This window comes from Mariniflexile soesokkakense (genome assembly GCF_039650365.1).
GTDB lineage: Bacteria > Bacteroidota > Bacteroidia > Flavobacteriales > Flavobacteriaceae > Mariniflexile > Mariniflexile soesokkakense.
Genome location: NZ_JAZHYP010000002.1, coordinates 594,663 through 620,656 on the forward strand (window position 1 = coordinate 594,663; position 25,994 = coordinate 620,656).

27 protein-coding genes are annotated in these 25,994 nt (G+C 33.3%); 12 read left to right on the plus strand and 15 right to left on the minus strand.

What is annotated here, in order from left to right:
* Positions 1-39 precede the first annotated feature (39 nt).
* Complete coding sequence (locus VP395_RS06335) at positions 40-918, plus strand: cell division protein FtsX (protein WP_346240908.1); 879 nt, start codon at positions 40-42, stop codon at positions 916-918.
* A gap of 97 nt (positions 919-1,015) precedes the next feature.
* A complete protein-coding gene (locus VP395_RS06340) occupies positions 1,016-1,273 on the plus strand; it encodes a DUF3098 domain-containing protein (RefSeq protein ID WP_346240909.1) in 258 nt (85 codons plus the stop codon).
* Here VP395_RS06340 and VP395_RS06345 read toward each other — a convergent pair.
* From VP395_RS06345 to VP395_RS06370, 6 genes are all read right to left on the minus strand, one after another.
* Positions 1,270-2,394: a glycerate kinase gene (locus VP395_RS06345; RefSeq protein WP_346240910.1), complete on the minus strand. Its 1,125-nt coding sequence runs from the start codon at positions 2,392-2,394 to the stop codon at positions 1,270-1,272. The two genes, VP395_RS06340 and VP395_RS06345, sit on opposite strands and share 4 nt — an antisense overlap.
* A gap of 9 nt (positions 2,395-2,403) precedes the next feature.
* Complete coding sequence (locus VP395_RS06350) at positions 2,404-4,098, minus strand: alpha-amylase family glycosyl hydrolase (RefSeq protein ID WP_346240911.1); 1,695 nt, start codon at positions 4,096-4,098, stop codon at positions 2,404-2,406.
* 50 nt (positions 4,099-4,148) lie between these two features.
* Complete coding sequence (locus VP395_RS06355; RefSeq protein WP_346240912.1) at positions 4,149-5,762, minus strand: sodium:solute symporter family transporter; 1,614 nt, start codon at positions 5,760-5,762, stop codon at positions 4,149-4,151.
* A 20-nt stretch (positions 5,763-5,782) separates the two neighbouring features.
* Positions 5,783-7,078 carry an MGH1-like glycoside hydrolase domain-containing protein gene (locus tag VP395_RS06360; protein WP_346240913.1) on the minus strand — a complete coding sequence of 432 codons (1,296 nt, stop codon included), beginning with the start codon at positions 7,076-7,078 and terminating at the stop codon, positions 5,783-5,785.
* The gene (locus VP395_RS06365; protein WP_346240914.1) at positions 7,068-8,420 is read right to left on the minus strand and encodes a glycosyltransferase; all 1,353 of its coding nucleotides are present in this window, start codon (positions 8,418-8,420) and stop codon (positions 7,068-7,070) included. The genes VP395_RS06360 and VP395_RS06365 overlap by 11 nt, the downstream gene beginning before the upstream one ends.
* Before the next feature lie 194 nt (positions 8,421-8,614).
* Positions 8,615-11,317, minus strand: coding sequence for a TonB-dependent receptor domain-containing protein (locus VP395_RS06370; protein ID WP_346240915.1), 2,703 nt, complete (start codon positions 11,315-11,317; stop codon positions 8,615-8,617).
* A 140-nt stretch (positions 11,318-11,457) separates the two neighbouring features.
* On the opposite strand from VP395_RS06370, the gene VP395_RS06375 reads away from it, so the two are divergent.
* From VP395_RS06375 to VP395_RS06400, 6 genes are read left to right on the plus strand one after another with little or no spacing between them, the layout of a single operon-like run.
* Positions 11,458-12,483 carry a LacI family DNA-binding transcriptional regulator gene (locus tag VP395_RS06375; protein ID WP_346240916.1) on the plus strand — a complete coding sequence of 342 codons (1,026 nt, stop codon included), beginning with the start codon at positions 11,458-11,460 and terminating at the stop codon, positions 12,481-12,483.
* Positions 12,484-12,529: 46 nt separating this feature from the next.
* On the plus strand, positions 12,530-13,315 hold the full coding sequence (locus VP395_RS06380; RefSeq protein WP_346240917.1) for an undecaprenyl-diphosphate phosphatase: 786 nt from the start codon (positions 12,530-12,532) through the stop codon (positions 13,313-13,315).
* A complete protein-coding gene (truB, locus tag VP395_RS06385) occupies positions 13,315-14,031 on the plus strand; it encodes a tRNA pseudouridine(55) synthase TruB (protein WP_346240918.1) in 717 nt (238 codons plus the stop codon). The genes VP395_RS06380 and truB overlap by 1 nt, the downstream gene beginning before the upstream one ends.
* A gap of 37 nt (positions 14,032-14,068) precedes the next feature.
* The gene (locus VP395_RS06390; RefSeq protein WP_346240919.1) at positions 14,069-14,461 is read left to right on the plus strand and encodes a hypothetical protein; all 393 of its coding nucleotides are present in this window, start codon (positions 14,069-14,071) and stop codon (positions 14,459-14,461) included.
* 6 nt (positions 14,462-14,467) lie between these two features.
* Positions 14,468-14,617, plus strand: coding sequence for a hypothetical protein (locus tag VP395_RS06395; protein WP_346240920.1), 150 nt, complete (start codon positions 14,468-14,470; stop codon positions 14,615-14,617).
* Between the two features lie 57 nt (positions 14,618-14,674).
* The gene (locus tag VP395_RS06400) at positions 14,675-15,397 is read left to right on the plus strand and encodes an energy transducer TonB (protein ID WP_346240921.1); all 723 of its coding nucleotides are present in this window, start codon (positions 14,675-14,677) and stop codon (positions 15,395-15,397) included.
* Here VP395_RS06400 and VP395_RS06405 read toward each other — a convergent pair.
* Positions 15,381-15,998: a thioredoxin family protein gene (locus VP395_RS06405; RefSeq protein ID WP_346240922.1), complete on the minus strand. Its 618-nt coding sequence runs from the start codon at positions 15,996-15,998 to the stop codon at positions 15,381-15,383. The genes VP395_RS06400 and VP395_RS06405 overlap by 17 nt on opposite strands.
* 194 nt (positions 15,999-16,192) lie before the next feature.
* Between VP395_RS06405 and VP395_RS06410 the strand changes: the two genes are divergently transcribed.
* Positions 16,193-16,759, plus strand: coding sequence for a DNA-3-methyladenine glycosylase I (locus VP395_RS06410; protein WP_346241011.1), 567 nt, complete (start codon positions 16,193-16,195; stop codon positions 16,757-16,759).
* A gap of 55 nt (positions 16,760-16,814) precedes the next feature.
* On the opposite strand, the gene VP395_RS06415 is transcribed toward VP395_RS06410, so the two are convergent.
* The 4 genes from VP395_RS06415 to VP395_RS06430 form a co-directional block, all read right to left on the minus strand.
* Complete coding sequence (locus tag VP395_RS06415; protein ID WP_346240923.1) at positions 16,815-17,603, minus strand: polysaccharide deacetylase family protein; 789 nt, start codon at positions 17,601-17,603, stop codon at positions 16,815-16,817.
* A 51-nt stretch (positions 17,604-17,654) separates the two neighbouring features.
* Positions 17,655-18,281, minus strand: a complete 627-nt coding sequence (aat, locus tag VP395_RS06420) for a leucyl/phenylalanyl-tRNA--protein transferase (protein WP_346240924.1) — start codon at positions 18,279-18,281, stop codon at positions 17,655-17,657.
* 141 nt (positions 18,282-18,422) lie between these two features.
* Positions 18,423-18,800, minus strand: a complete 378-nt coding sequence (locus VP395_RS06425) for a DUF3127 domain-containing protein (protein ID WP_346240925.1) — start codon at positions 18,798-18,800, stop codon at positions 18,423-18,425.
* Positions 18,801-18,851: 51 nt separating this feature from the next.
* On the minus strand, positions 18,852-19,721 hold the full coding sequence (locus VP395_RS06430) for a flavin reductase family protein (RefSeq protein WP_346240926.1): 870 nt from the start codon (positions 19,719-19,721) through the stop codon (positions 18,852-18,854).
* A 210-nt stretch (positions 19,722-19,931) separates the two neighbouring features.
* Between VP395_RS06430 and VP395_RS06435 the strand changes: the two genes are divergently transcribed.
* Both VP395_RS06435 and VP395_RS06440 read left to right on the plus strand, forming a co-directional pair.
* Complete coding sequence (locus VP395_RS06435) at positions 19,932-21,080, plus strand: sensor histidine kinase (RefSeq protein WP_346240927.1); 1,149 nt, start codon at positions 19,932-19,934, stop codon at positions 21,078-21,080.
* A gap of 10 nt (positions 21,081-21,090) precedes the next feature.
* Positions 21,091-21,441 (plus strand): hypothetical protein, encoded by a 351-nt coding sequence (locus tag VP395_RS06440; RefSeq protein WP_346240928.1) that lies wholly within the window; start codon positions 21,091-21,093, stop codon positions 21,439-21,441.
* On the opposite strand, the gene VP395_RS06445 is transcribed toward VP395_RS06440, so the two are convergent.
* Positions 21,436-21,825 (minus strand): HIT family protein, encoded by a 390-nt coding sequence (locus tag VP395_RS06445; RefSeq protein ID WP_346240929.1) that lies wholly within the window; start codon positions 21,823-21,825, stop codon positions 21,436-21,438. The two genes, VP395_RS06440 and VP395_RS06445, sit on opposite strands and share 6 nt — an antisense overlap.
* Positions 21,826-21,913: 88 nt before the next feature.
* The gene (gene greA / locus VP395_RS06450) at positions 21,914-22,387 is read right to left on the minus strand and encodes a transcription elongation factor GreA (protein WP_346240930.1); all 474 of its coding nucleotides are present in this window, start codon (positions 22,385-22,387) and stop codon (positions 21,914-21,916) included.
* Between the two features lie 144 nt (positions 22,388-22,531).
* Between greA and VP395_RS06455 the strand changes: the two genes are divergently transcribed.
* Positions 22,532-22,972 carry a hypothetical protein gene (locus VP395_RS06455; RefSeq protein WP_346240931.1) on the plus strand — a complete coding sequence of 147 codons (441 nt, stop codon included), beginning with the start codon at positions 22,532-22,534 and terminating at the stop codon, positions 22,970-22,972.
* A 52-nt stretch (positions 22,973-23,024) separates the two neighbouring features.
* On the opposite strand, the gene VP395_RS06460 is transcribed toward VP395_RS06455, so the two are convergent.
* Both VP395_RS06460 and arfB read right to left on the minus strand, forming a co-directional pair.
* Complete coding sequence (locus VP395_RS06460; RefSeq protein WP_346240932.1) at positions 23,025-25,253, minus strand: TonB-dependent receptor; 2,229 nt, start codon at positions 25,251-25,253, stop codon at positions 23,025-23,027.
* A 333-nt stretch (positions 25,254-25,586) separates the two neighbouring features.
* Entirely contained in the window at positions 25,587-25,994 is a 408-nt protein-coding gene (gene arfB, locus VP395_RS06465) for an alternative ribosome rescue aminoacyl-tRNA hydrolase ArfB (protein WP_346240933.1), read from the minus strand.

Sequence of the window (25,994 nt, forward strand, 5' to 3'; positions counted from 1 at the left end):
AATACTTTACTATTTTTACACCGTTAATCCTATACTTCTATGAGTTCATCTTTTGAAAAAGACCAAAAACGCCGACTTATCTCCTCATACTTTTCAGTAGTACTGAGCATTGCATTGGTGTTATTTTTATTGGGTTTATTGGGCATGCTGGTTTTAAATGCTAAAAAAGTATCCGACCATTTTAAAGAACAAGTGGTGGTTACTATCTACCTAAAAGAAACAGCCAAAGAAGTTGAAATTAAACAACTTGAAAAAAGTTTAGCAATGGCCGATTATGTAAAAAGCATTGAATACGTTTCAAAAGAACAAGCTGCCGAATTTTTAAAAGCTGAAAACGGTGAAGATTTTATGGATTTTGTAGGCTACAACCCATTACAAAACTCGATAGATGTACACTTAAAAGCCGATTTTGTAACTTCAGAGCACCTAGAAAAAATATCAGAAGAAGCCACCTCAAAAAACTTTGTAGACGAGGTAACCTACGATAACGATTTGGTAAACTTGATGAACGAAAACGTTAAAAAAATAAGTTTTTGGGTATTGGTTATAAGCGGTATTTTCACTCTAATTGCCGTTTTACTAATAAACAGTTCTATCCGATTAGCCGTTTACTCAAAACGCTTCACAATAAAAACCATGCAAATGGTAGGTGCCACTAAACAATTTATTCGTCGCCCGTTTGTTTGGAAAAGCATTCGTTTAGGCATTGTTGGTGCCATAATAGCCCTAATAGGTATGGCAATTGTGTTGTATTACATCAACAAAACATTCCCAGAACTTGGGCTGCTTAACACACCAATTTTAATTGTGCTGCTTTTCGCCATTGTATTTGCATTGGGCATTATAATTACATGGATAAGCACACACATTGCCACACAACGCTTTTTAAATTTAAAAACCGATGCATTGTATTATTAGGTATTGGGTTTTTGAAATTATAAATTACAGTTTCATTAACTCTATTGTTTTAAATAAAACTGTTATTTTGCATAAAACTAATCTACGAAAGAAAATCATGGGAGAACAAAAACAAAAAGAAGCTTCGAAATCAGTTTTTATATTCGGAAAGAAAAACTATAAATTCATGTTTATTGGTTTAGCGTGTATTGCATTAGGCTTTATTTTAATGTCTGGCGGTGGTAGTGACGACCCGAATGTTTTCAACCCTGAAATATTTAGTTGGAGACGCATCAGGTTAGCTCCTATGCTTGTGCTTGTAGGTTTTGGCATTCAAGTGTACGCTATTTTATTAAATCCGGATAAGAAATCTTAAGCTATTGTTTTAGCAAATTTTTCAGCCATTATTTTCACATAGTTATAGCTGTTTTTCATGGCGTCATTTAAGTCTTTGGAATAATTTAAAACAGCATCTGCGTAATTAATTCCAAAGTTGTTAATGTCACTTTCCTCTAAATCTATCATACCACAAAAAGCTGCTACTTTTATTTGTTTCGTTTTCGCAGAAGTCATCACACCCTTAATGGTTTTACCAGAAAACGTTTGAACATCCAACTTACCTTCGCCAGTAATAATCCAGTCTGCATTATCAAGTTTAGAATCAAACTGTGCTAAATTTTTAACGAGTTGGATACCCTGTTCTAATTTGCCATTTAGAAATACCTTTGAGGCAATTCCCATACCGCCTGCTGCACCAGCACCTTGTACGGATTGCGCATCTACATTAAAAACAACATTCAAGATTTTAGAAAAATCCTGAAGACCTTTGTCAAGTAATTTTACATCGGCTTCTGTTGCTCCTTTTTGTGGTCCATAAACATATGCTGCTCCTTCTTTGCCATATAACGGATTGGTAACATCGCAAGCTATTTCAAAAGACACTTCAGCAAGTTTAGGATTTACATTTGTTACATCAATCTCCGAAATGTTAGATAAATTGGCGCCAATGGGTTTTACCTCCTTACCGTTTTTATCTAAAAACCTATATCCTAATGCTGTTGCCATTCCTATACCACAATCGTTGGTGGCACTACCACCAATTCCTAAAATAATTTTTGAAGCACCCTTATTAATCGCGTCAACAATCATTTCTCCAGTCCCTAATGTTGTGGCGTTTTTACAATCAAACTGCTCCAAATTAAGCAATTTTACTCCAGACGCTTCAGCCATTTCAATAAATGCTGTTTTTGAATCTTCTGAATATAAATAGGAAGCTTTTACAGGTAGAAAGAAAGGATTGTTCACTTCAACATATATTGTTTTTCCTTTCAGATAAAAATCTACTACTTCAATAGTACCATCACCACCATCTGCCAACGGTAATTTTACAATTTCAACATTAAAGATAACAGACTTAATGCCTTCTTCAACAGCATTACAAAACGCCATGCCTGTTAACGAGTTTTTAAATTTATCGGGTGATAATACAATTTTCATGTGTCTATCTTATTTAACTTTAAGCCAATAAAAACTTAATGGTTTAAGCTTCCATGTATCTTCCTTAATATCTTTGTTAGCAAACAAATCGAACACGGTATTTGAAAGTGACTTTATGTTTTGAGAAGCAGAGCTAAAGTTATAAATTGCATAAATGGTATCGTTTTCATATACACGTTTTATCACAAACACTTTATCATTAGCTAGTTTCGCATAAGTTGCTTCTCCAAATGGATTAAACGCCTTTTGATTGGAACGAACACTTAATATTTTTTTATAAGATGAATAAATACGATTTCTTAAAGAATCTTTTTCATTTAGTTCCTTTTCTAAACTATTGAAATTAAGTTTTTCTCTATTAATTCTTCGTTTAATACCCGATTCTTCAACACCTTTATAATAATTTCTAGAGCCTACTAACGAATGAAAATAGATTCCGGGAACACCAGGAAAGGCAACCATTAAAGATTGTGTTATCATCATTTTTGCCACACGGTTGTCGTCACTTTCATTGGAATCACTTAATAAATCCAAGTAGTTACAATTTAATTCGTACGGCGATTGCGAACCATCTTCATTGTTTTTATAACCTACTTGTCCGCCATGTTTTTCTGCACGTTTAGCCAAATCCAGAATTTCACTATCTGGAATAATGCCCTGTAAAGGTCGCATTCCTAAACCATCGTGACTTGCGGTGAAATTAAAAAAACAAACCTTGTTGCTTGGCATTTGTAAAGACGATGCCCAATTGGTTAAAATGGCTACATCTTCTTTCATTACAGAATACACCAACAACGGGGCCAGTGTAAAGTTGTAAACTAAATCTGCTTCATCTTCCCCATTTCCAAAATACGATATATTCTCTTTATGAGGTACGTTGGTTTCTGTAATTAAATATAAGTTTGAAGTAAGCGTTTGAATCACTTCTTTATACAATTTTATTATAGTATGCGTTTGTTCTAAATGGATACAATTGGTGCCAATTTCCTTCCATAAAAAAGCGATGGCATCTAATCGAATAAACTTAGCGCCTTTTGCGGTATAATGCAGCAATACGTCAAGAATGGCCAAAAACACCTTAGGTGATTCAAAATTCAAATCTACTTGGTCTTCACTAAACGTGGTCCAAATATGTTTTTCTTCACCATTTTTTAATTTGAAAGGTGATAAAAGTGGCAATGCACGAGGCCTAACAACTTTTGATAAATCTATTTCGGGATTAACAGCAATAAAATAATCTTTATAATCTTCTTCTTGTGCTAAATACGACTGAAACCATTGTGATGATTTCGACATATGATTAACCACAGCATCAAACATTAAACTGCTGGTTTCTGCCAGTTCTCCAATTTCTTTCCAAGTCCCTAAATCCGGGTCTATTTCATAATAATCAGTCACCGAAAATCCATCATCACTGGTATATGGAAAACAAGGTAATATATGTGTAGAATTAATTTCGGGTAAACAATAGGTGTCTACAAATTTCTTCAAAGTTTTTAAGTGAGGAACACCTTCTTGTTGCACATTGTCACCATACGTTATTAAGATGGCGTCTTTTTCATTTAATGGCTGAACCTCATTTTTAATTTTTGATTGATATTTTTCAATTAGATTCTCTATACCCAAGTAAATTCCGTTAGCTTCATCTCCATACAGACCTTTTAATGTGTCTATTGTTTTGTTTTTATCTAATTTTTTATTCATAATTATTGGATTTCGAAATTAATAATGACTTTCTACGCAAACATTTAAATTTAAGATAACATACCAGGAAGCGCTAAACTGAACAACACAATGGCCACGAAAAACCCTGCCAATATGTACACTTCTTTTGAGAAAATATCTTTTCGTTGCACATTAAATTCTAAGTTAAAAGTTTCTCTTGGTTTGGTTTTGATAAACTCACTTACCACAAGTGCAATTACTAAGGTTAAAATGAAGCCTGTAAGGTTAAACCAAATCCAAAATATATTATCAAAATTTATTTTAATTAATATGTTGATGATGACACCTCCAATAAGTCCCGCATTCATTCCTATATGGTTAACACGTTTAATTAAAATAGCAATTACAAAAGTTGCCAAAATAGGACCATTAAATTGCGATGAAATGATATTGATTAATTCGATTACAGTGCCTTCGCTATTCCCAAATAAATAAGCCGCTCCTATACAAACTACTCCCCAAAAAATAATTGACAGTTTTGAGTATTTCATGTAAGTCTGGTCGTCTAATTTTTTAGTGCCTCTATTAAAAATATCTTCAACGGTTACGGCTCCTAACGAATTAATTGTAGAACTTAATGATGACATGGCTGCCGATAATATACCAACAATTAAAATCCCTATTAATCCATGAGGTAAATATTTGATGATAAATACCGGAATCATTAAATCTGGTTTAACACCACTTGCAGCATAAAACTCTGGGTAATGTGTTTGTGTCATGGCAGCAATTTCTGTTGAAAACTCTGGAACAACTGCTACCAACCCTCCAATAATTAGTCCCATTATACAATACACTAAAACTACTGGAAAACGCAATAATCCATTTGCCATTAATAATTTTTTAATAGTACTTTCATTTTTAGCAGAAAGTAAACGTTGCGCTTGTGTTTGATCTGTGCCGTAATATGATAAATACAAAAACAAACCACCTAAAACCATTGGCCAAAAGCCGTACTCATCTCCAGAAACACCAAGATTAGGAAAATCAATAATCTGCAATCTACCCGCATCAAAGCCAGTAAATTCCGGATGGCTCCCTAATGCTTGCCACCCATATATAAGACATATTAAAAGGCCTAAAAATAAAATTATCATTTGTATGGCATCACCCCATACAACCGCTTTCATACCACCCATATAAGAATACGCAATGGTTATCACAATTATTAAAGCAATGGTATAATGAAAACTAATATTTAAAATCGCCTGTAAAATCATGGCGATGGCAAAAACAGCGACTCCGGTAGATAACGAACGTGCTATTTGAAAAACGATGCTTAAAATTATACGTGTTGACACTGAAAATCGTCGCTCTGCAAATTCATAAACACTCACAATATTAGCTCTATACAGCGGTGGAATTATTAATACCATAATCCCAATCATCGCTAAAGGCACTGCTAACTCGAAGGTTAACCATTTCATACCACCATTTTGGGCTAACCCTACAAACGCTGGAGCTGAAATAAAACTAATGGCCGATAATTGCGTTGCCATTGTAGATAAACTTAATGGAAACCAACCCATACTTTGTCCACCTAGAAAATAATCCTTAGCATTTTTGTTTTCTTTAAAAAAGTAGCCTAAGCCTAAAAAGCCAACTAAGTATACTATAACAATTGTAAAATCTAACCAGTTCATATTGTGTTTTTAAAAGATTATTAATTATTTATCAAATCGAGGTATAAAGCGGCACTCCAAGAAAAATCGCCACCACCATAGCCTTTACTGTCTTTTTTGTATTCAGATTTTCTTGCGTCGAAATATTCGTAGAACCCTACTTTATCTAATATTTCAATGCTGTCTGATTTTATCTGTTGTGCTAAATCATTATAGCCATAATCCTGTAAGCCATAATAAAGTATCCAGTTTAAATTTATCCAAACAGGACCTCTCCAATATTTTTTAGGATTGAATTTTTCGCTGGTTGGGTCGAACGATGCCAATAAATACATAGAATCGCCTCCAAATTTTGAAGTCATGGTTTCAATTAACTCTGCAGCTTGTTCTTTCGTTGGAATTCCTGCGTATAATGGTGAAAATGAAGACGAACTTACCAATTTAATTGGCCTTTCATTTCTTAAATCGTAATGTACATAGGCTTTTAATTTCTTGTTGTACAATTTAGAATTAAAGGATGCGATACTTTTTGCATTCCAACTTTTTAATTGCTCTATTTTAGATTCATTACCACCTATTAATTGGTACAAATTAATTAATGCTTTGTTCGATTTTATTAACATCGCATTAAATAACGGGTCTTGAACTAAAAAAGGTGAATGTTCAGCAATTTTAGCGTCATCATAATTATAACTTTTCGCTATATCTATAATGTGCAAATAGTGATCGTATTCTCTTTGCGTTGGGCGTTCTTCTGGGTTTACATGCGAAGTATCTCTTCTTTCAAAAGTGTAAACCGGCGGATTCATGGTTTCAAAAATACTATCCCATAAAGGCGAATTGTCTGTGCCAGATTCCCAATTATGATAAATATAAACCAGTCCTTCATTTTTAGGGTCTCTGTTATAATAGAAATACTCGTGGTTTTTGAAAACTTTATCTATAGTTCGTTTAATGAAATTTAGAGACGCTTTTTTGTCTTTTGAAATTTCATAAATTTTTTCAATTGTAAAACCCGTTACAGGAGGTTGTGTCATCCCCGTTGATGGATATTTTTTATTTGATAATGGGTGTAAATCTGCCCTATGAAAATTTGGTCCGGGAAAATAACTATCGCTAATTTTATGGAATACAATGTGCGGAATAAATCCGTTTTCCCATTGTGCGTCTAAGAGCGTTTCTATCTCCTTTTCGGCTTTATCCATGTCATAATAAGCAAACCCGATGGCAATAAAACCCGAATCCCAAAGCCATTGATATGGATATAAATTTTTGCTAGGAACCGAATAACCGTCTCTCCAGTTATCATTTAGTATTTGTATTGCCTTACTTTTCATTTTTCAATATTGATTTTAATAAAACCTCAAGGGCATCTAAGGATAAATTTTGTTTCCCAATCGTATAATTTTCATTTACTACTTGAGCGTATTTTGATTGGTCGGTTATTAAATCGATGGTCTTATTTGATGCATTGGCTATGATTTCTGGTGAAACAGCTGCTAATCCATCCTTTTTTAATGTATGAGTATCTCCTAAATCGACTGTGTTAAATTTAAGTTGCAAAATATCTTGCACAAAAACAGGGTATTGATAGCTAATCACTATTTTTTTGGCTACCAGAGCTTCAATAAACTGGTTACCCCAACCTTCTAAAAGACTGGTGTATGTAACAATGTCGCAATTGGCATAACAATCCCATAAGGAGTATATTTTCTTAGCATTGGTTTGATGCCTTTCGTGATCCACAAATTGATTCACCCATTTAATATTAATTTGTTTTGATTGGGCATATTTCATGATTTTTTCGAAATACGGGTCGTCTTCATTTAAGCCAACCATTAAAAAAACGATGCTGCTATCGGCTTCAAAAACTTGATTGTTGTATAACTTCTTTCCAATTAATTTTTGTTTATTGGCATTTAATTCTGCAACAAAATCCAGCGCTAATTCTATACCTTTTCTTGCTACAATTCTGGTTGCCTGTAAAATGATTAAATCGTTCTTTTTAATACCGAATGACGCTCTAAAATCCTGATTATAATCGTCTACAACCCAGTTGTTATCGAACTCAAAAACGTTAGGAACAACCGTACTTTCAATCCCTCTGCGTTTAAATAATTCGTTTTTAGCAATGTTATTAATTACAACATGTTTAATTCTTGGATGAACCGGAGGAAATATAGTATTCAAATGATCTTGAACAAAAGAACAGGTTGGGTGGCTGTATTTTTCTCTTTCCCAATGAAAATCGTGATGATGACATAAACATTTCACATCAGAATTTTTTATGGCGTTTGAAAAACCTAAACCAGCAGACAAGTTCCAGCCTAAAGAAAACATATTATTAACCATTAACAGGTCAATTTTTTTGTCTTTAATGATTTCAATTAGTTTTGTTTCAATTGATTTTGCTTCCCTTTCTATTTCCTTTTTAAATTCCTCTTCGTTTTTATACGAATGAAATTTAACATAGGCATTTTCTACCACCTTATTATTAGTGGCATCATTATAATGTAATTCTTTAATAATTTCAACATTCTTTAAAACACCTGTAGATCCTGCAATGTAAAAAACGGTATGACCAAGTTTTTCAAGTACCAGTTTCCATTTATCCATTTCTAAAGAAACACCATCGGTTTCTCCTACTCTAAAGTGACAAAGTGCTATAGTAAGTTTCATGTTGTTTTGTTTTTTAATGTATTGTTTTCAATTTAAAATAAACTCACCACTTACACTTAACAGTAAGTGATGAGCTGCTATTAATCAATTTCTTGATTATATATTAGAGTATAATTAGGTTTAAAAAACCCATCACCTACACTTAGCGGTAAGTGATGAGCTCTCAAACTAAACTAAACTAAACTTATTAATGCTTAAAAAGTAAATGTTGCATTAAAAAATGCACGTCTTGGTAATATAGGACGACCAACAAAATAATCTGTAGTTGTTGATTGCGTAAAAGCTCTTGGATCTCCTTCTGACAAACCTTGACTGTCACCTAAATTGTAAATAGAGAATCCTAGTCTTAAATTTTTACTATCCTCAAAACCTATTGTATAACCAGCTCCTATTCTTAGAACTGTAAATCCATCAAGCTCCACTAAATTTGCATCATCATTAAATTGAGCTCCTCTAATATTTGCTGATGCAAAAGCATCAAACTTTTTATTATCGTAATCTAAACGCAACGTTGATAAAGTTGTAGGCTGTCTTCTTAATTGTTTTCCTACATTAGCTCCGTTAGTTACGGTACCTTCCACTAATACATTACCATCAACAGTACCTGATTGCAGTACAGTTCTTTCGTCAGATGTAAGCTCATGACCTTGATAAGTGAAATTTCCGTTGAAAGATAAATTATCAGCAAATTCCCAATCCCATGAAGCTTCCATACCAATAGTACGTGTGTTTTGAACCGTTTTAATTCCGTCAACAGTTCCTATACTTCCTCCATAATTTAACCTTTGAATAGCAACTCTATCAACAAGCGTTGTATAGTAACCAGCAAAAGTTCCAGAGAATTTACTATTTGCATATTTTAAACCAGTTTCAACTTGATAGATGTTTTCTGGTTTATAATCTCCAGCAATTACACCATTACTAATAACATTAATACTTCTAGCTAAAGGAAAGAAATACCCTTTAGATGCATTGGCGTAAGCATTCAATTTATCGTTAATTTTATAAAGCGCAGCTAATGACGCAGCAAAACCGGTAGTACTAACTTCTGCTCTTCTATAAGCACCAGTTGCATATCCAACATTTTGTAAGGCAGGAGTTAAGCCTGCGTCTGTATATACTTGTTTAGTTGCAGTAGATCCAATTTCTCTACTAGCTTTTTGATTTTCAATTCTAAAACCAACATCAATACGCCATTTATCCAGAATCATCTCATCTGTAAAATAAAATGCTGTTCTATCTTGGGTAAGAAAAGTAGCAGCTGTTTGCCCAATTCTTCTGGTCAATCCGTTTTGTGATAAAATCACGTTATTACCTCCTGCATCAGTAAACGAAAGATTTACCAATTGTGGCGCATTATTAAATGCTGATAATGTTGAAAATTGCCAGTTATTATCTTCTCCTTCAGAAGACGTTAAATAGGTTCCTGCAGTAATGTTATGTTCTACTTTATCTCCAGCTAATTTTTTAGTAACACTAAACTCTCCGGTTAAATCTGTAATAGGTCTGTTTCTATCTACATTTAAATTGTCGATAATTCTATCATTTGCTCCAAGGGCAGTACCGCCCATATAAGAAGCATTTATATTAGTAGCACCTGCATAACCATACTTAGCTAAATAATCGCTTAACGAAGCCGGCGCATTCACTGTACCATTAGCTGCTACATACAATCCAAAATCATTTACATAATCAGAAACCTTAACTTTCGATTTAATTTTCCAGTCATTTCCTAAATCATAATTAAAATCCCCCTGAACATAGAAACCTTTTGTATGTACTCCATCCCCAATTGGGCTTCGGTATTCTCCAGCAGGTGTTAAAAAACTAATATTTCTTACATGTGAAGAGTTTAATTGATAAACTGTTTTACCATCATTTCCTGTAATACGCTCTCTTGAATCTCCATCTAATGGAAGACCTAAAAGGAATTGCGCTTTATCATCAATAAATTGAGTATATAATGTAAATGACCCGTTATCAAATTTCTTTTTCAAGTTACCTCTAAATTGAAATCCTTTAGAAGGAAGTCCAAAATCTAAAGGCCCATCATCTTTACGAACCCAACCTGACAAAGCATAATACGTATTAGAATCGTCGCTTCCAACTTTACCTCCAGTATAAAACTCTGTTTTTACTCTTCCTTTATCGGCTACTTCCAGGTTTATGATATTTTCATCATTAGTATCACCCGTTTTTGAAATGTAGTTCATTACACCCGCAGTAGAACCTGCACCATATAAAATTGATGAACCACCACGCACAAACTCCACGCCTTTTACACCTTGGTCAACCTTTGCATAAACATCTCCAGCTGTAGAACTTAATCCGTAACCAGCTAAAGTTAATCCATCATATTGAATAGGCGAAAAGTCGTTTTGACCACCAGAAGGCAATCCCCTAACAAAAATGTTAGTCGCGGCTTCTCCACCACCACCATCGGCAACAATACCTGGAATGGAAGCAACAATATCTGCTTGACTATTCGCATTCAAACGTGTTAATTCTTGTGCTTTTAAAGACGAAATCGAATTTGGTGATTCCTTTTGCGATCTAAACGTAGATGTTGCAGTAAGCACCACCTCATCTAAAGCATTTCCACCTTCTTGTAAAACAATCTGTACTTTAATTGCAGATCCACTTACGTTTACAGCTTGCACTTTGGTTTCGTACCCTAAATAGGAGATTTGCAATTTTTGCGCTCCAGAAAGATTCGCTGTAAAACTAAAATTTCCATCAAAATCTGATGTAGCTCCAGAAGTACTTCCTATTAATAGGACGTTGGCTCCTGTAATCGGGACACCTGAATTGTCTTTAACGGTTCCTGATATTTCCGTTTGCGAAAATATTGCAGTAAAGCTAAACAGGCATAAAAATGTTAAAATAGTTTTTTTCATTTTATTTAGAATTAGTTAATTATTTGTCAAATTTATTCCAATATACATAAAATATATGACTTTTTTTTGTGATATTTGCATGCAAACGTTTGCGAAAACGTTTGCGATGTTATTTATTTTAACATAAAATCTAAAAACCGATGAAAAAAGGGGTTACTACATTAAAAAAATTAGCCAAAATTCTAAATGTTTCTGTATCAACCGTTTCCAGAGCTCTAAATGATCATCCTGATATAAGTACTGAAACTAAGGATAGCGTAAAAAAATTAGCGCAGTCTATGAACTACGTTCCTAATATTTTCGCAAAAGGGTTTAGAAAAAGCAAATCAAATATTTTAGGGGTCCTTGTACCCAACATCACCCACTATTTTCATAGCACTATTTTAAAGGGTATTTTAGAAGAAGCCTCACTTAGAGGCTACAGAGTTATTATTTCAGAATCTAATAACGATGTTTTAAAACAAACCGAAATGTTAAATACCCTGACTCAATTTGGTGTTGACGGCATTTTAGCCTCGCTTACAAAAATGACAAAAAATGTTGATAGTATTTTACCTGTTTTTAACAAACTACCCATAATTCTTTTTGATAAAGTCTCCAATAAAGTTCCATGTACTCAAATAATTACTAATGATGAAGAAGCTGCATTTAATGTTGTAGAGCACCTTATTAATATTGGTAAAAAAAGAATTGCGATTATAAAAGAACGGGAGTTCTCTTATAATTCTGAAAAAAGATACACGGGTTATTTAAAAGCACTAAAAGAGCACAATATAGAAGTAGACGAAAAAATTATTATTAGTGTTGATGATATTTCGCAACAGCAAGGTAAACGTATGACCAATTTATTATTAAGTCTTAAAAACAGACCAGATGCCATATTTGCCATTACTGATTATGCCGCTATTGGAGTGATTCAAACATTAAAAAAATTTAACATTAAAATACCTGAAGAAATTGCTGTTGTTGGTTTTAGTAACAATTTAAATTCAACTATTATTGAGCCTTCATTAACAACCGTAGACCAACCTGGAGAAACGCTAGGCAAAACTGCTGTTAAGTATTTAATAGAAGAAATAGAAAGTGACACAGACATCGTCATGCATAAAACCATAGAAATAAAAGGGTCACTTATAATTAGAGAATCAACATTTAAAGTAAAATAAACGCAGGTTTTGTAAATTAAAATATCGTTTTTAATACATTTGCCCCATGAATTTATTTGAAGCCATTATTTTAGCCATTATTGAAGGTATTACCGAGTTCTTGCCGGTATCTTCAACAGGACACATGATTGTGGCCTCGTCTTTTTTCGGAATTGCACACGAAGACTTTACAAAACTGTTTACCATAGTAATTCAACTTGGAACTATTATGTCGGTTATTGTATTGTATTTCAAGCGCTTTTTTCAAAGTTTAGATTTCTATTTCAAACTATTTGTTGCTTTTATTCCTGCCGTAATTTTAGGCTTGTTATTTAGCGACTCCATTGATTCTTTATTGGAAAACCCTATCACAGTGGCAGTTTCCTTAATTATCGGTGGCTTTTTACTTTTAAAAGTTGATGATTGGTTTGGTGATGAAGACGGCACAGAGATTTCATACCTCACCGCTTTAAAAATTGGATTTTTCCAATGTTTGGCTATGATTCCTGGTGTTTCAAGAAGTGGCGCAAGTATCGTTGGTGGTATGACACAAAAATTATCCCGTACGGTAGCTGCCGAGTTTTCATTTTTTTTAGCCATTCCAACCATGTTGGGCGCAACAGTTAAAAAAAGTTACGATTATTATAAAGCAGGTTTTGAGTTAACATCAGACCAAGTGAACCTTTTAATTATTGGAAATGTGGTTGGTTTTATAGTGGCTTTAATAGCTATAAAATCGTTTATAACCTATTTAAGCAAACATGGTTTTAAAATTTTCGGCTATTACAGAATTGTTGCCGGAGCTCTTATATTGTTTATTCACTTCTTCATTCAAAAATTAACTATAATTTAATGACTGTTGAAGACTATCAATCCGGTCAAGTATTATTAATTGACAAACCACTGCATTGGACCTCCTTTCAGGTAGTAAACAAACTTCGCTGGGAGATTAGGCAGGCATTCCATATTAAAAAAATAAAGGTTGGCCACGCTGGTACTTTAGACCCATTGGCTACAGGCTTATTGGTGCTTTGTACTGGGAAAATGACCAAGCAGATAGACACATTTCAAGCACAAATAAAGGAATATACCGGCACCATTGTTTTAGGAAGCACCACGCCATCTTTTGATTTGGAAACAGAAATTAATGAAACCTTCCCAACGGCCCATTTTACCAACGAATTAATACACGAAACAACGAAAGGCTTTATTGGAGAGATTCAACAGTTTCCTCCAGTGTTTTCTGCCATAAAAAAAGACGGGAAACGATTATACGAATTTGCCAGAGCTGGTGAAGAGGTAGAAATTAAACCTAGAACCGTAAACATTTCAGAATTTGAAATCACCAATATTAATACTTCGACCGCGCTCAGTACAAGTTCATTAAATGTTGATTTTAGAGTGGTTTGTAGTAAAGGCACTTACATACGCTCTTTGGCTAACGATTTTGGAAAAGCGCTACATTCTGGCGGACATTTATCGGCTTTGAGAAGGACTAAAATTGGCGACTTTCATGTAGATAACGGTGTTTCAATAAAAACTTTTATAAAAAACCTTCCTTTGGAATAATATTTCATACTATATTTATCTCACTAACTACAACATTATGAGGCAAATAAAATTTCTTCCATGTTTATTTTTGCTTTCATATTATGTTGCTATTTCTCAAGAACAAACAGATAAAAATAATGGTATATTTTATAAAATATCGTTAGCGACAACATTAACCGTTAATGAAGATTATGTTGCTTTTGATGATTCTGATGATAGCACGCTTTTTGAGCCAAGTGCACTTTTTGTAAACAACTCCATTGGTTATCAATTTGACAAGCGATCTTTAGTTGGCTTAAACCTTGAATACGATTGGCATTCTAAACAAGGGTTACATTTTTTTCCTGCTTATTTAAGCTTACAATACAATATAATCGCAGATGATGACAACTTGTTTATTCGTGGTGGTTATGGAACGCTATTAGGCATGGGAAAATCATTTGAATAGGGTAATATGTATAAACTAGGTTTAGGCTATCAAGGTATTCTAGAAAACTATAATTCATTATTAATAGGATTAGATTTTACCAGAAAACGCTTCGGCTATAGAACCCTGGAAGGTTTATCAAGTCTATCCATTTTCTTAGAATTTATGCTTTTTTAATCTTTTTACCTTACTTTGTCGTATATATTATTACCATTATAATTTTTAAAATCGTATTTGAACCTCTCAAACAAACATAAATCTCTATTAATCACGATCTTATTATCAGGAACGGTGATTCTTTCTGTTTTTAATTTAAGCATAAAAACGCAGGATGAATTGGTTACCGAAAGCTATTATGAAATGGAGCCTGAAAAAGAATTAACCCCTGAGGAAGCAAAAATACTTGAAGCTTTAGAAAAAATAAACGCCAATAAAGCAGAAACAAACAACGCATTTAACGAAGCCGATAAAACCAAACATTTTGCACAGGCATATCAGCAAATTGCACCACCTGAAGATTATGTGCCTTCATCGAGTGAAGAAAGTGATGGCGAAGGTGACGAATCAAATAGTTTAGGTGAAAACAAGCCTATAAAACCTGCGGTAAACAAAGAAGAATTATCTTCTTACAGCAAGGTAAACGATTTATTGAAACAACAACAAAATACAGGTGTTAATACTAAAAGTACGGTTAGTTTTTCGTTGGTAGATAGAAAAAAAGTATTCATACCTATACCAGTTTATTTGTGCGAAGTTGATGGGAAAATTGTTATTAATATTACGGTTAATGCCAATGGTAGTGTAATAGATGCGTACGTAAACAACTCTTCAAACTCTAAAAACGAATGTTTAATTGAACATGCTTTAGAGTATGCGAAAAGTTCTAAATTTAGTGCAGATGCTTCTAAAAAAACACAATTAGGCTCTATTACATTTAGCTTTATAGGCAAACATTAGGTTGTAATTCGCAAAGCATATTTGTTATATCATCAATAACATTTTGTCCTTTATCACCATTGTACCAATGTTGCAAATCCTCTTTAAATTCTGGTGTTAAAAACCCATACTTCATTTTGTAACGACTTACAAGACTTGTTGCTTCACTTGGTCTGGGTCCGTAGGTGTTTAAAACATCGCCGGTTTCTGCATCAATCATAATTAATTTAGGTATCGAGCGCCTTTTATTGGTTAAAAACAAATCCATAAGTTCTGGGTTTTCATCACGAAGTACAATTTTTAAATTAATATGATTATTTAATTCCGCAATTTTATTTAATACTGGCAGTACATGAGCCCCATCTCCACACCAACTTTCAATAACAACCAACCAAGTAACATTCTGTTCAAATTCACTAATTTTTTTTTGAGATTCATGTGAAATTTTCAACGTTTTATCCCATCGGTTCATACGTCTATCATTAAGCTTTGTGTAATTTGCCAAAGCTTCCGTTTCTTCATTTCCTGTTGTAGAATTTTGTTCAGATAATTGCTTTACAAGTTCTCTATAAGCTTGATAGGTAATCCCTAGTTTCAAACTATTGGATATAATTGATTTCATTTGTTTATTAATATTTATTCTTTATTGGTCAGGCGCAATTCACCATTAAGTATCTTATATGACATAAGATAATAACTATGGGTCATTGCATACTGATTTTGCATTTATTGGATTAGCACAAAATTAGTATCTGGTTATTTTAAATTAGATGATAATTGTCATACTTTTACTTTAATACTTACAAATAAAACATGATGGCTGAAAAACACAGATGTGGTTGGTGTGTTGGCGATGCTTTATACGAAGCATACCATGACCAAGAATGGGGCGTCCCGGTTTATGACGATGCCACTATTTTTGAATTTTTAATTTTAGAAACTTTTCAAGCAGGTTTAAGTTGGATTACTATTTTGCGTAAACGCGAAAATTTTAGAGCAGCTTTTGATAATTTTGATTATAAAAAAATAGCAAACTATCAGCAAGTTAAAATTGATACTTTATTGCAAGATGCTGGTATTATACGAAATAAGTTAAAAGTAAACGCTACTGTTACAAACGCTCAATTATTTATGAAAATACAAGAAGAATTTGGCAGTTTCAGTAACTATATTTGGGGTTTTGTTGATGGTAAACCTATAAAAAACAAAGTGAAAACCTATAAAGAAATTCCTCCTACTACCGCCATTAGCGATGCTTTAAGTAAAGACTTAAAAAAGCGCGGTTTTAAGTTTGTTGGCAGCACTGTAATGTATGCCCATATGCAAGCAACTGGCATGGTAAACGACCATGAAACTGACTGTTTTAGGTATGATAAAGTTTAGTAAATATTTTAATAATACTTGTAAAAATTAAATTCACTTAAAAACACTTTCTAATTTAACCTTTAAGTTTCTTATTCAAATCCGGAACAATAGTTTTTAGAGCAATATCCGTATTAATATAGTTGTCTAAATCTTTTATTGAAATGACATTAAAATCATTATCATTCAAATACTGTAGATATGCTTCAAATAATTCGGGCGGCGTATTAACCCAAGGATGCTCAATATCTGGCACACCATGAATGGTAATTACCACAATGTTTCCGTTTTTAGCTTCGTTAAAGGCTTCTATAATTTGATTTTTATTATCCGATTTCATCGCCCAACTAGGCAATAGAAAAGGATGGTCTTCTAAAGGATTGTAAGCCCTACTACCACCTGCACGAGCAAATTTATAATCTGTTTCCATTAGGATTTGGAGCGCAGACGCATTTAAATCGTAAGCAGGATATGCGAAAGACGTTGGTTTTGAAATACCGATAGAATCGCATTTAATTTCAATAGCTTGTACTTGTTCTTTATATTCTTGATTTGTGATTTTATTTATTTTAGCATGAGAAAGTGTATGGTTTCCCACTTCAAACCCCATATCTGAGAGTCCTTTAACCTGACTCCAAGTCATATATTTTGTGCTGTCCTTATAATTTGGAGGGAATTCACACATAAAAAAAGTAGCATTGAAATTATATTTTTTCAGCAATGGCGCTACAAAAGTATAATGGCTAACACAGCCATCATCAAAAGTAAGCACAACCAATTTATCTGGTATTGCTTTTTTTAAAATTTGAGAATACCCAAAAAAGGAAACAAAAATTAATTGTATAAGGATGAAACGTTTTCTCATAATTTTCAAAATAATCTTTAAACTATTTCAAGATAATCATTTTTAAAACCACTACATTAAATATTTCAAAAAGACTTCTCTAGATATCTCCTCAGCGCCTAAACTTTCTAAATGATTGGTATAAACTTGGCAATCTATAAGTTTGTAGTTATTATTTTGAATAAAGGTGATAAATGCAATTTTACTGGCATTGCTTTTTTTACTAAACATACTTTCGCCACAAAACACACCATTTTCTAAATCTACACCATACAAACCACCAACTAATTCATCATGCTCCCAAACCTCAACAGATTTTGCATAACCTAAATCATGAAGTTTTATGTAAGCCTCAATCATGTCGTTAGTAATCCAAGTTCCGGGTTGTCCGGCTCGTTTCATTTTAGAACATTGTGTAATTACTGCTCTAAAATCTTTATTTACAGTAACAACATAGTCTTTATTCTTTAATACTTGTTTCATACTTTTTGAAACTTTCAGTTTTTTTGGGAAGAGTACGAAACGAGGATTTGGAGACCACCATAAAATAGGTTCTCCCTCACTAAACCATGGAAAAACACCCTGTTTATAAGCATGCAATAAACGTGCTACCGATAAATCGCCACCAATAGCCAACAAACCATCTTCAGTGGTCTTGGCAACATCTGGAAATTTTATGTCTTGGGTTAATAGTTCCATAAACAATTTAAAATACCGTAAAAATAAAAAACCTCAACATTTTTATAGAATATTGAGGCTGTATTAATTTGACCCTACCGTCTTTTGATTCTATGGAATCAAAATCCACCTTCCCTTAAAAATGGAAGGAATCAATGGGTTTTAAAACGGTAAATCGTCGTGATCATCTTCATTTAAATCACCTGCTGGCTCAAAAGCATCCATAGGTGGTACTGGTGGCAAATTACCATCAGAACTTGCTGCTTGTAAAGCCTCAATTCTCCAACCTTGAATTGAGTTGAAATATTTGGTTTCCCCTTGTGGGTTTACCCATTCGCGTCCACGTAAATTAATGCTGATTTTTACTTGCTGACCTTCTTTATAGTTATTAAGTAAATCGCATTTATCTTGAACAAACTCCACCATAATGTGTTGTGGATACTGTTCTTCCGTAGTTACTACAATTTCTCTTTTTCTAAAACCATTACCTCCAAAAGATTGGGTTTCGCCTACCATTTTAATTCTTCCTTGAACTTCCATTTAATCTGTATTTATTCTTATTATTTATTCTCTATCTATACTGCCTAAAAATTAAGACAACAATATTTTCCAAGCACTTTCAACATCTCCAAAACTTAAATAATTACGTGCTAGCTTATGTTTTTGCCTGTGGGTTGATGTTTTAATTTTCGGATACCTTTCACTTATATCTTTAATAAAAGCATCAACATCGGTTTGGGTTGGTAAGACCTCTACGTTGCCCAACATACCTAAATCGTTTCCCGTTAGCACCATACTATTCTTAACGTCTTCAGGAAAATTATCAACCCCAATACCTAATGTGGTTAAAGGTTTTGGTATTTCAAAAAAACCTTTTTTGGCACGACTGTAATAACTTCCTCCTGCTCTGGCAACCAAATCTAATTTTACTTGGTTTATAGAGCCGTCTTTATCAAGAACATCTTCGTCTATATGAAGCTTTACTACTTCACAAATAATTAAATTTCCTGCACCACCCTCAGTTCCTAATTCTATAATATCATTCACCTTACACTCTATTTGGACAGGCGACTCAGCCACACGAAATGGTTTCACTAAATCAGATTTCAACATAGTAAACCCTGACTTTTCAAACTCATTGACTCCCTCGGGATATTCGGTACTACTTAACGATGTTTGATGAACCATATCAAAACTCACCACATTTATAACCACTTCTCTTGTCTCCAACACATTTTTAAGTGTATGTTTAACAGTATTATCTTTTACACGACGTGAAGGCGAAAAAATTAATATGGGTGGATTCGCACTAAATACATTAAAAAAACTAAATGGCGATAAATTAGCATGCCCATTAACATCAACAGTACTTGCAAAAGCTATAGGTCTTGGTGCCACAGCACTTAACAAGTAACTATGTAATTTACTGGTTGATAGTGTTTTTGGATCTATTGAAAGCATTAAACTTTTTTAATTTCAACAAAACTAACAATTTATTTTCATTAATAACTTAACAAAATATTTATGTTAGTTTCGCTTAGTCATTAATATTGAATTTTAACTATCTAAGCAAATGTAACTAATCTAATGTATAACAAAAAACCATTTTACTAACAACTTGGACAATAATATTAACAGATTTACATTATATTACCAGTTATTTAATAGAGAATGATTTTTACAAAATATAGCAACACATTACGTTGGGTAATAATAGTAGCATCGTTTGCTATTGTATCACTTATTTTATGGAAAACCTATGAGTTTTTTCAGCATTTCAAAGAAGAAGAGCGTACCAAGATGGAAAATTGGTCGTTTGCTCAAACCGATTTTATAAACTTTGAAACCAATGCCAATTTAGATTTAACCCTTAAAATACTTAACAGTAATAAAACTACACCCATGTTGGTTATTAATGAGGATGGTAGCTTAGGCAGTTACAACAATATAAACGACTCCAAAATATCTGACACTTTATACCTTAAAAAACTAATAGTACGGTTCGAAGAAGAGAACAAACCCATTCCCGTAAAATTAGGAGATAGCATTGTCGGCACTATTTACTACGGAAATTCCGAATTATTAAACAAACTAAAATACTATCCGCTGGCTTTATTGCTTATTGTGTTTCTTTTTGGCGCGGTTATTTTCTTTTTTTACAGAAGCAATAAGAATGCCACCCAAAACAAACTATGGTCTGGGATGGCCAAAGAAACGGCACACCAGATAGGCACGCCTTTATCGTCTTTAATTGGTTGGACCGAAATTTTAAAATCTGAAAATACTAACCCCGATTATATTGTTGAAATTGAAAAAGATATAGACAGGCTACAAACCATTACCGAGCGCTTTAGTAAAATAGGATCTGTACCTACTTTAGAGGTTGCCGACATTGTTAAAGAAACTATTGATTCTTACGATTATTTAAAAGCCCGATCTTCAAACCTTATTGAATTTGATATCAAGATCCCAGATGGTGAAATTCAAGTAAATCTAAACAAACAACTATACAGTTGGTGTATAGAAAACCTAGTTAAAAACGCCATTGATGCTATGAAAGGTCGCGGCAAAATTTCTTTAGAAATTTCTCAATTAGAAAACACCATCATGGTAACCGTTACCGATACAGGCAAAGGCCTATCTAAAAAAGATTTTAATAAAATATTCGAGCCTGGATTTACTACTAAAAAACGTGGCTGGGGGTTGGGTCTATCACTAACAAGGCGCATTATTGAAGATTTTCATGATGGCAAAATAAAGGTTTTGCAATCTGAAAAAGATAAAGGAACCACGTTTAAAATAACACTTAAACGTGCATAAACTATAAATTATGGTCGAAAAATTTATTTTTATAAAGGAAGTTGATTTAAATAATAACTGCCCCATTTGTTACAATAACGATGGTTTATATTTAACAATTAAACAAAAAACCATAGAAACCAGTTTTTATAAAGCCATTACTCCTGAAATTAAATATGATATGGCTTGTAAAACGTGCAAGAGCACTATTTATCCTGTAAATTGGACCGATGATATTGAGCTTGTTTTTGAATATCACAAAAAGGCTGCTATCCCCAGAAAGCCTTCAACACACCTAAAAAAAGCATCATGGTTGGCTATTTTTTCGGGCATAATCATAACCATTTGTGTCGTGGCTATTCTTGTTTATACCAACCTATAATTGCGCTTTAATACTATTTGCAACTTCTTGAAATTCTTCTGGAGATAATTTGGTTTTTTGAATAAAACGTGCATCTTCCATAGTATGTAACGGAATTAAATGTACATGGGCATGAGGCACTTCCAGCCCAATAACGGTAACACCTACGCGTTTGCATGGTATGGCTTTTTCAATGGCTTTAGCAACCCGTCTTGAAAACTGCATTAATCCTGTATATGAAGCTTCGTCTAAATCGAAAATTTTATCGACTTCCTTTTTAGGAATGCACAACGTATGCCCTTTTGCATTGGGGTTTACATCTAAAAACGCTAAAAAGTCATCAGTTTCTGCTATTTTATAACAAGGAATTTCTCCGTTAACTATTTTGGTGAAAATTGAAGCCATATTGTTGAAAATTAATGTAAACAGTTGTAAATATAAAAAGATTCCTAATTTAATTAACTAGGAATCTTTTATAAATGTTTTTTTGGAATTATCTGGAAATTTCGATAATATCAAATTTCATTATGCCATTAGGCACTTGTATTTCGGCAACATCTCCAACCGATTTTCCTAACAAGCCTTTACCTATTGGTGAATTTACCGATATTTTACCCGAAGCTAAATCCGCTTCACCATCGGCAACCAATGTATAGTTCATTTCCATACCGTTGGTTTGGTTCTTTATTTTCACTTTAGATAATACCAATATTTTAGAATTATCTAATTGCGACTCATCAATAATACGTGCTCCTGCCAACGCATCTTCTAATTTAGAAATACGCATTTCCAACATGCCTTGTGCTTCTTTGGCGGCATCATACTCAGCATTTTCACTTAAATCGCCTTTATCTCTAGCTTCAGCAATGGCTCTAGATGCCTTTACACGTTCCACATCTTTTAATTGCTTTAGCTCGTCTCTTAATTTTTTTAACCCTTCTGGTGTATAGTATGATACTTTACTCATAACTTCATCGTTTTATTAATAATAAAATGCTGAACGAGTTCAGCATAAAAAAAATCTCGTTCAAACGAGATTATACACAAATATACAAAATATTTAGCTCATTTTGCTTAATGTTGTAAACTGAAAATTATATTATACTTAAATATGAAGCCCTTTTTATATGTAACCTGTTTTGTTTTATTGGCCACTTGTAGTGCCGATAACATGATTACTAAAAATCCTTATTTACCAAACTACCAATTTAATACTGGCAGTTTAATCAATACCAATTTACCAGAATTTAGCCAATTAAAATTTCCAGGAAATTTTGTGATTCTAAACAGTCCTTATGGCATAAACGGAGTTGTGCTATATTATGCAGGTGGTACTAATTATAATGCTTTTGAGATAACAGACCCAAACCACCAAATAAGCACCTGTTCAAAACTAAGTGTTGCAGGCATTATTGCGACGTGCAATTGCGATGATGGTAATTCGTATGATATTTTAAATGGCATTAAAAGAGAAGGCACCACAGGTTCTTACACCTTAATTCGGTACAGGGTTGAAGTTTCAGGTTCCATTATTAGAGTTTATAACAACTAAAAAAGCGACCCTTAAAGAGCCGCTTTTTCCAAATCAAATTTTGAGGCAAAAATTAAAATTTTAAAGTAACACCTACTAAAAAGTTTGTGGTTGCTTGCGGATAATAACCAGCACCTTCAATAGTTATTGTTGCATTTGGATCTGACCACGTATCATCATACGTGTAATAATATCCATTAGATATATATTTCTCTCCAAAAATATTATTTACCAATCCTGAAAATAAAATGGATTTGAATATTGAATTAGGTTTCAACTCGTAAGTAATATTGAAATCATTCACAAAATAACTTTCTAATTTTGAAGCGTCAGAATCTGAATTCCCCATAAACTGTTCCCCTACATATTTACTTAAAAAAGACATCTGGAAATTATTTGCTGGCTGAAACACTAAAGCATTTGCAGCAACAAGTTCGGGTGAAAACGAAATATTGGTTTTTCCCAAATTCACCAAATCTCCATCTTTTGAAATAACAGTTTCTTTATTTTTATTCGAACTTATAGTAACATTTGGCTGAACGGCAAACTGCTTAGATACTTGAATAGCCGCATCAACTTCTAAACCTAAACGGTAACTTGCACCACTATTTTCTCGAATAGGCGCTCCCACATCATCAATAGCTCCTGTTAAAGTTAACTGCTCATTATACAGCATATAGTATGTATTGGCACTCACTCTAAAAGATTTATTAGTATGTCTCCAACCCAACTCGAAGTCGTTTAATTGCTCTGGTTTAATCTCTGGGTTGTTTTCAAAATCATTACGACTTGGTTCGCGATTTGCTCTGGCATACGAAAAATACACATTGTTATTTGTATTAAATTCGTAAGTTACTCCTGCTTTTGGGTTGAAAAAATTAAAAGTCTCGTCTACTAACAAACTCACTCTATCGGAGGTTAAACCCGATGTTTTATAATCTACAACACGCGTTTGTAAATCACCATACAAACTCACCTTATCATTTAACCTATAAGTCGCTTTAATAAATGAGCTGAAGTCTTTCTTATCTCCTTTACCATCATAATAATGGTCGCCAAATTCAGAATTACTAGCGTAACGCGCCCAAATAATTTCACCAAAATGTTTTCCAACATAACTACTATAAGACATACCAAAAGACATATCTAAATCTTCGTTTTTGTAATTAGCACTTCCATTAACCACATAAAAATCGTTATCTAACCAACGTCTACGAATTAAATCGGTGCTATTAATGGTTTCTCCGCCCATGGTAATTTCTTCTAAATCATAATCGGCAAAGTCTTCATCTACTTTGTATTGCTCAAAATACCCACGACCATATGTATAATTTAATCCTAAATTAGTTGACCAATTACTATTAAAGCGCTCGTTCCAATGCAATTGGTAATGGTCTTGTTTATAGTTATCAACCTCATTTTCATAAGTATAATAATTATACCTTCTGTCTGAATTTCTAAGATTTTCAGCTTCAGCATCTGATAGATAATTTTCTAAAATATAAGCTTCAATACCTGCTGCATCGCCATTAATTCTAGCCAAAGGTGTTCCGTACCAAGCTTGATATGTTAGTTCGTGCCCACCAAACACTAAAGCTTTTATTAAGGTATTATCATCTTTATAAACACCTTGAAGGAAATAGGATTTTAAATCGGAAGACGCTCTATCAATATAGCCATCAGAATTAATTTGCGATAAGCGCCCTGACAATTCAAAATGATTATTGATTAATCCTGTACTGAATTTAACATTATGCTTTCTCGTATTATAACTACCAAAAGCATTTGAAATTTCAGCATTCGGTTCATACGAAACAGCATCGGTTAAGATGTTGATACTTGCTCCAAAAGCACTCGAACCGTTGGTAGATGTACCAACACCACGTTGCAGTTGTAAACTTTCAACCGAAGATGAAAAATCGGGTAAATCTACCCAATACGAACCCAACGACTCACTATCGTTATACGGAATACCGTTGATAGTCACATTGGTTGATTGCCCACTAACACCACGAACACGAATACTTGTGTAGCCCACACCTGCACCAGCATCGGAGGTTGTTACAACGGATGGTAAATAATTTAACAAAATTGGTAAATCTTGACCTAAATTACGTTTTTCTAAATCTTTTTTGGTAATGTTTGAATGTGTAATAGGTGATGTAGCATTTACACGAACGGCATTCACCAAAACTTCATCTAGCTTTTGGGTTTTAGTTGAATCTTGTTGAACTTGATTGTTTTGTGCGTTTGCACTGACTGATAACACCAATAGTGTTAAAAAAAGAAATAAATTTTTCATATCGATTAAATAATAATCGAATAAAAAGAGGTAATTATTCTTTATGGTTTATAATTATTGTTTTATTGAATTTGCAAAGCATTACCACGTTCGTAATACATTGAAGTTTCAATTTAAATCCCTAAACAGCATTACCTGTTCTAGGTTCATTGGGTATGATCTCAGCCAAATGGATTTCCGATTTTTGATTTACGCTTTTTGATTTTTTGAATGTTTCATTCATCAATCGTTAATCGTTAATCTTCAATCATCAATCAATCGAGCACCCCTTTATGAGAACGCTGCAAAGATAGTAACAATTGATAATTGACAATTGACAATTGATAATTATTTTTAATCAATGTCTGGTTTTTGTCTATTTGCTTTTTTATCAGATAGTTTGCGCTTGCTCTTTAACCGTTTTTTAATAACAGCTCTTGGTATTTTTGTTGGGATTCGTTTTTTGGGAATGGTTAATCCGCTTTCAATGATTTCAAAAAAACGCTTTATTACGAGTTCTTTGTTTTTATGCTGACTTCTACTTTCATCGCATTGAAGCACTAAAACACCTTCTGTGGTTAATCTGTTTTGAAGTTTATTAATTAGTCGCTCTTTTAGCACATCACTAAAAACCAAAGATTCCAATAAATTAAAAATAAGTTCAACCTTAGAAGATACTTTATTTACATGTTGCCCACCAGCACCCGAACTTCTAACAGCTTTAAAAGTCAATTCTCGATACAGGGCATCTTTATCAAACAT

Excerpts from the sequence above, each read along its gene's own strand:
- VP395_RS06365 (WP_346240914.1), bottom strand. The coding sequence starts at position 8,420 with ATGAAACTTACTATAGCACTTTGTCACTTTAGAGTAGGAGAAACCGAT.
- VP395_RS06345 (WP_346240910.1), bottom strand. The coding sequence starts at position 2,394 with ATGAAAATTGTATTATCACCCGATAAATTTAAAAACTCGTTAACAGGC.
- arfB (WP_346240933.1), bottom strand. The coding sequence starts at position 25,994 with ATGTTTGATAAAGATGCCCTGTATCGAGAATTGACTTTTAAAGCTGTT.
- VP395_RS06335 (WP_346240908.1), top strand. The coding sequence starts at position 40 with ATGAGTTCATCTTTTGAAAAAGACCAAAAACGCCGACTTATCTCCTCA.
- VP395_RS06370 (WP_346240915.1), bottom strand. The coding sequence starts at position 11,317 with ATGAAAAAAACTATTTTAACATTTTTATGCCTGTTTAGCTTTACTGCA.
- VP395_RS06410 (WP_346241011.1), top strand. The coding sequence starts at position 16,193 with ATGGCTGAAAAACACAGATGTGGTTGGTGTGTTGGCGATGCTTTATAC.
- VP395_RS06380 (WP_346240917.1), top strand. The coding sequence starts at position 12,530 with ATGAATTTATTTGAAGCCATTATTTTAGCCATTATTGAAGGTATTACC.
- VP395_RS06435 (WP_346240927.1), top strand. The coding sequence starts at position 19,932 with ATGATTTTTACAAAATATAGCAACACATTACGTTGGGTAATAATAGTA.
- VP395_RS06360 (WP_346240913.1), bottom strand. The coding sequence starts at position 7,078 with ATGAAAAGTAAGGCAATACAAATACTAAATGATAACTGGAGAGACGGT.
- aat (WP_346240924.1), bottom strand. The coding sequence starts at position 18,281 with ATGGAACTATTAACCCAAGACATAAAATTTCCAGATGTTGCCAAGACC.
- VP395_RS06455 (WP_346240931.1), top strand. The coding sequence starts at position 22,532 with ATGAAGCCCTTTTTATATGTAACCTGTTTTGTTTTATTGGCCACTTGT.
- VP395_RS06430 (WP_346240926.1), bottom strand. The coding sequence starts at position 19,721 with ATGCTTTCAATAGATCCAAAAACACTATCAACCAGTAAATTACATAGT.
- VP395_RS06390 (WP_346240919.1), top strand. The coding sequence starts at position 14,069 with ATGAGGCAAATAAAATTTCTTCCATGTTTATTTTTGCTTTCATATTAT.
- VP395_RS06350 (WP_346240911.1), bottom strand. The coding sequence starts at position 4,098 with ATGAATAAAAAATTAGATAAAAACAAAACAATAGACACATTAAAAGGT.
- VP395_RS06375 (WP_346240916.1), top strand. The coding sequence starts at position 11,458 with ATGAAAAAAGGGGTTACTACATTAAAAAAATTAGCCAAAATTCTAAAT.
- VP395_RS06415 (WP_346240923.1), bottom strand. The coding sequence starts at position 17,603 with ATGAGAAAACGTTTCATCCTTATACAATTAATTTTTGTTTCCTTTTTT.
- VP395_RS06405 (WP_346240922.1), bottom strand. The coding sequence starts at position 15,998 with ATGAAATCAATTATATCCAATAGTTTGAAACTAGGGATTACCTATCAA.
- VP395_RS06445 (WP_346240929.1), bottom strand. The coding sequence starts at position 21,825 with ATGGCTTCAATTTTCACCAAAATAGTTAACGGAGAAATTCCTTGTTAT.
- VP395_RS06425 (WP_346240925.1), bottom strand. The coding sequence starts at position 18,800 with ATGGAAGTTCAAGGAAGAATTAAAATGGTAGGCGAAACCCAATCTTTT.
- truB (WP_346240918.1), top strand. The coding sequence starts at position 13,315 with ATGACTGTTGAAGACTATCAATCCGGTCAAGTATTATTAATTGACAAA.
- VP395_RS06355 (WP_346240912.1), bottom strand. The coding sequence starts at position 5,762 with ATGAACTGGTTAGATTTTACAATTGTTATAGTATACTTAGTTGGCTTT.
- VP395_RS06395 (WP_346240920.1), top strand. The coding sequence starts at position 14,468 with ATGTATAAACTAGGTTTAGGCTATCAAGGTATTCTAGAAAACTATAAT.
- greA (WP_346240930.1), bottom strand. The coding sequence starts at position 22,387 with ATGAGTAAAGTATCATACTATACACCAGAAGGGTTAAAAAAATTAAGA.
- VP395_RS06340 (WP_346240909.1), top strand. The coding sequence starts at position 1,016 with ATGGGAGAACAAAAACAAAAAGAAGCTTCGAAATCAGTTTTTATATTC.
- VP395_RS06460 (WP_346240932.1), bottom strand. The coding sequence starts at position 25,253 with ATGAAAAATTTATTTCTTTTTTTAACACTATTGGTGTTATCAGTCAGT.
- VP395_RS06440 (WP_346240928.1), top strand. The coding sequence starts at position 21,091 with ATGGTCGAAAAATTTATTTTTATAAAGGAAGTTGATTTAAATAATAAC.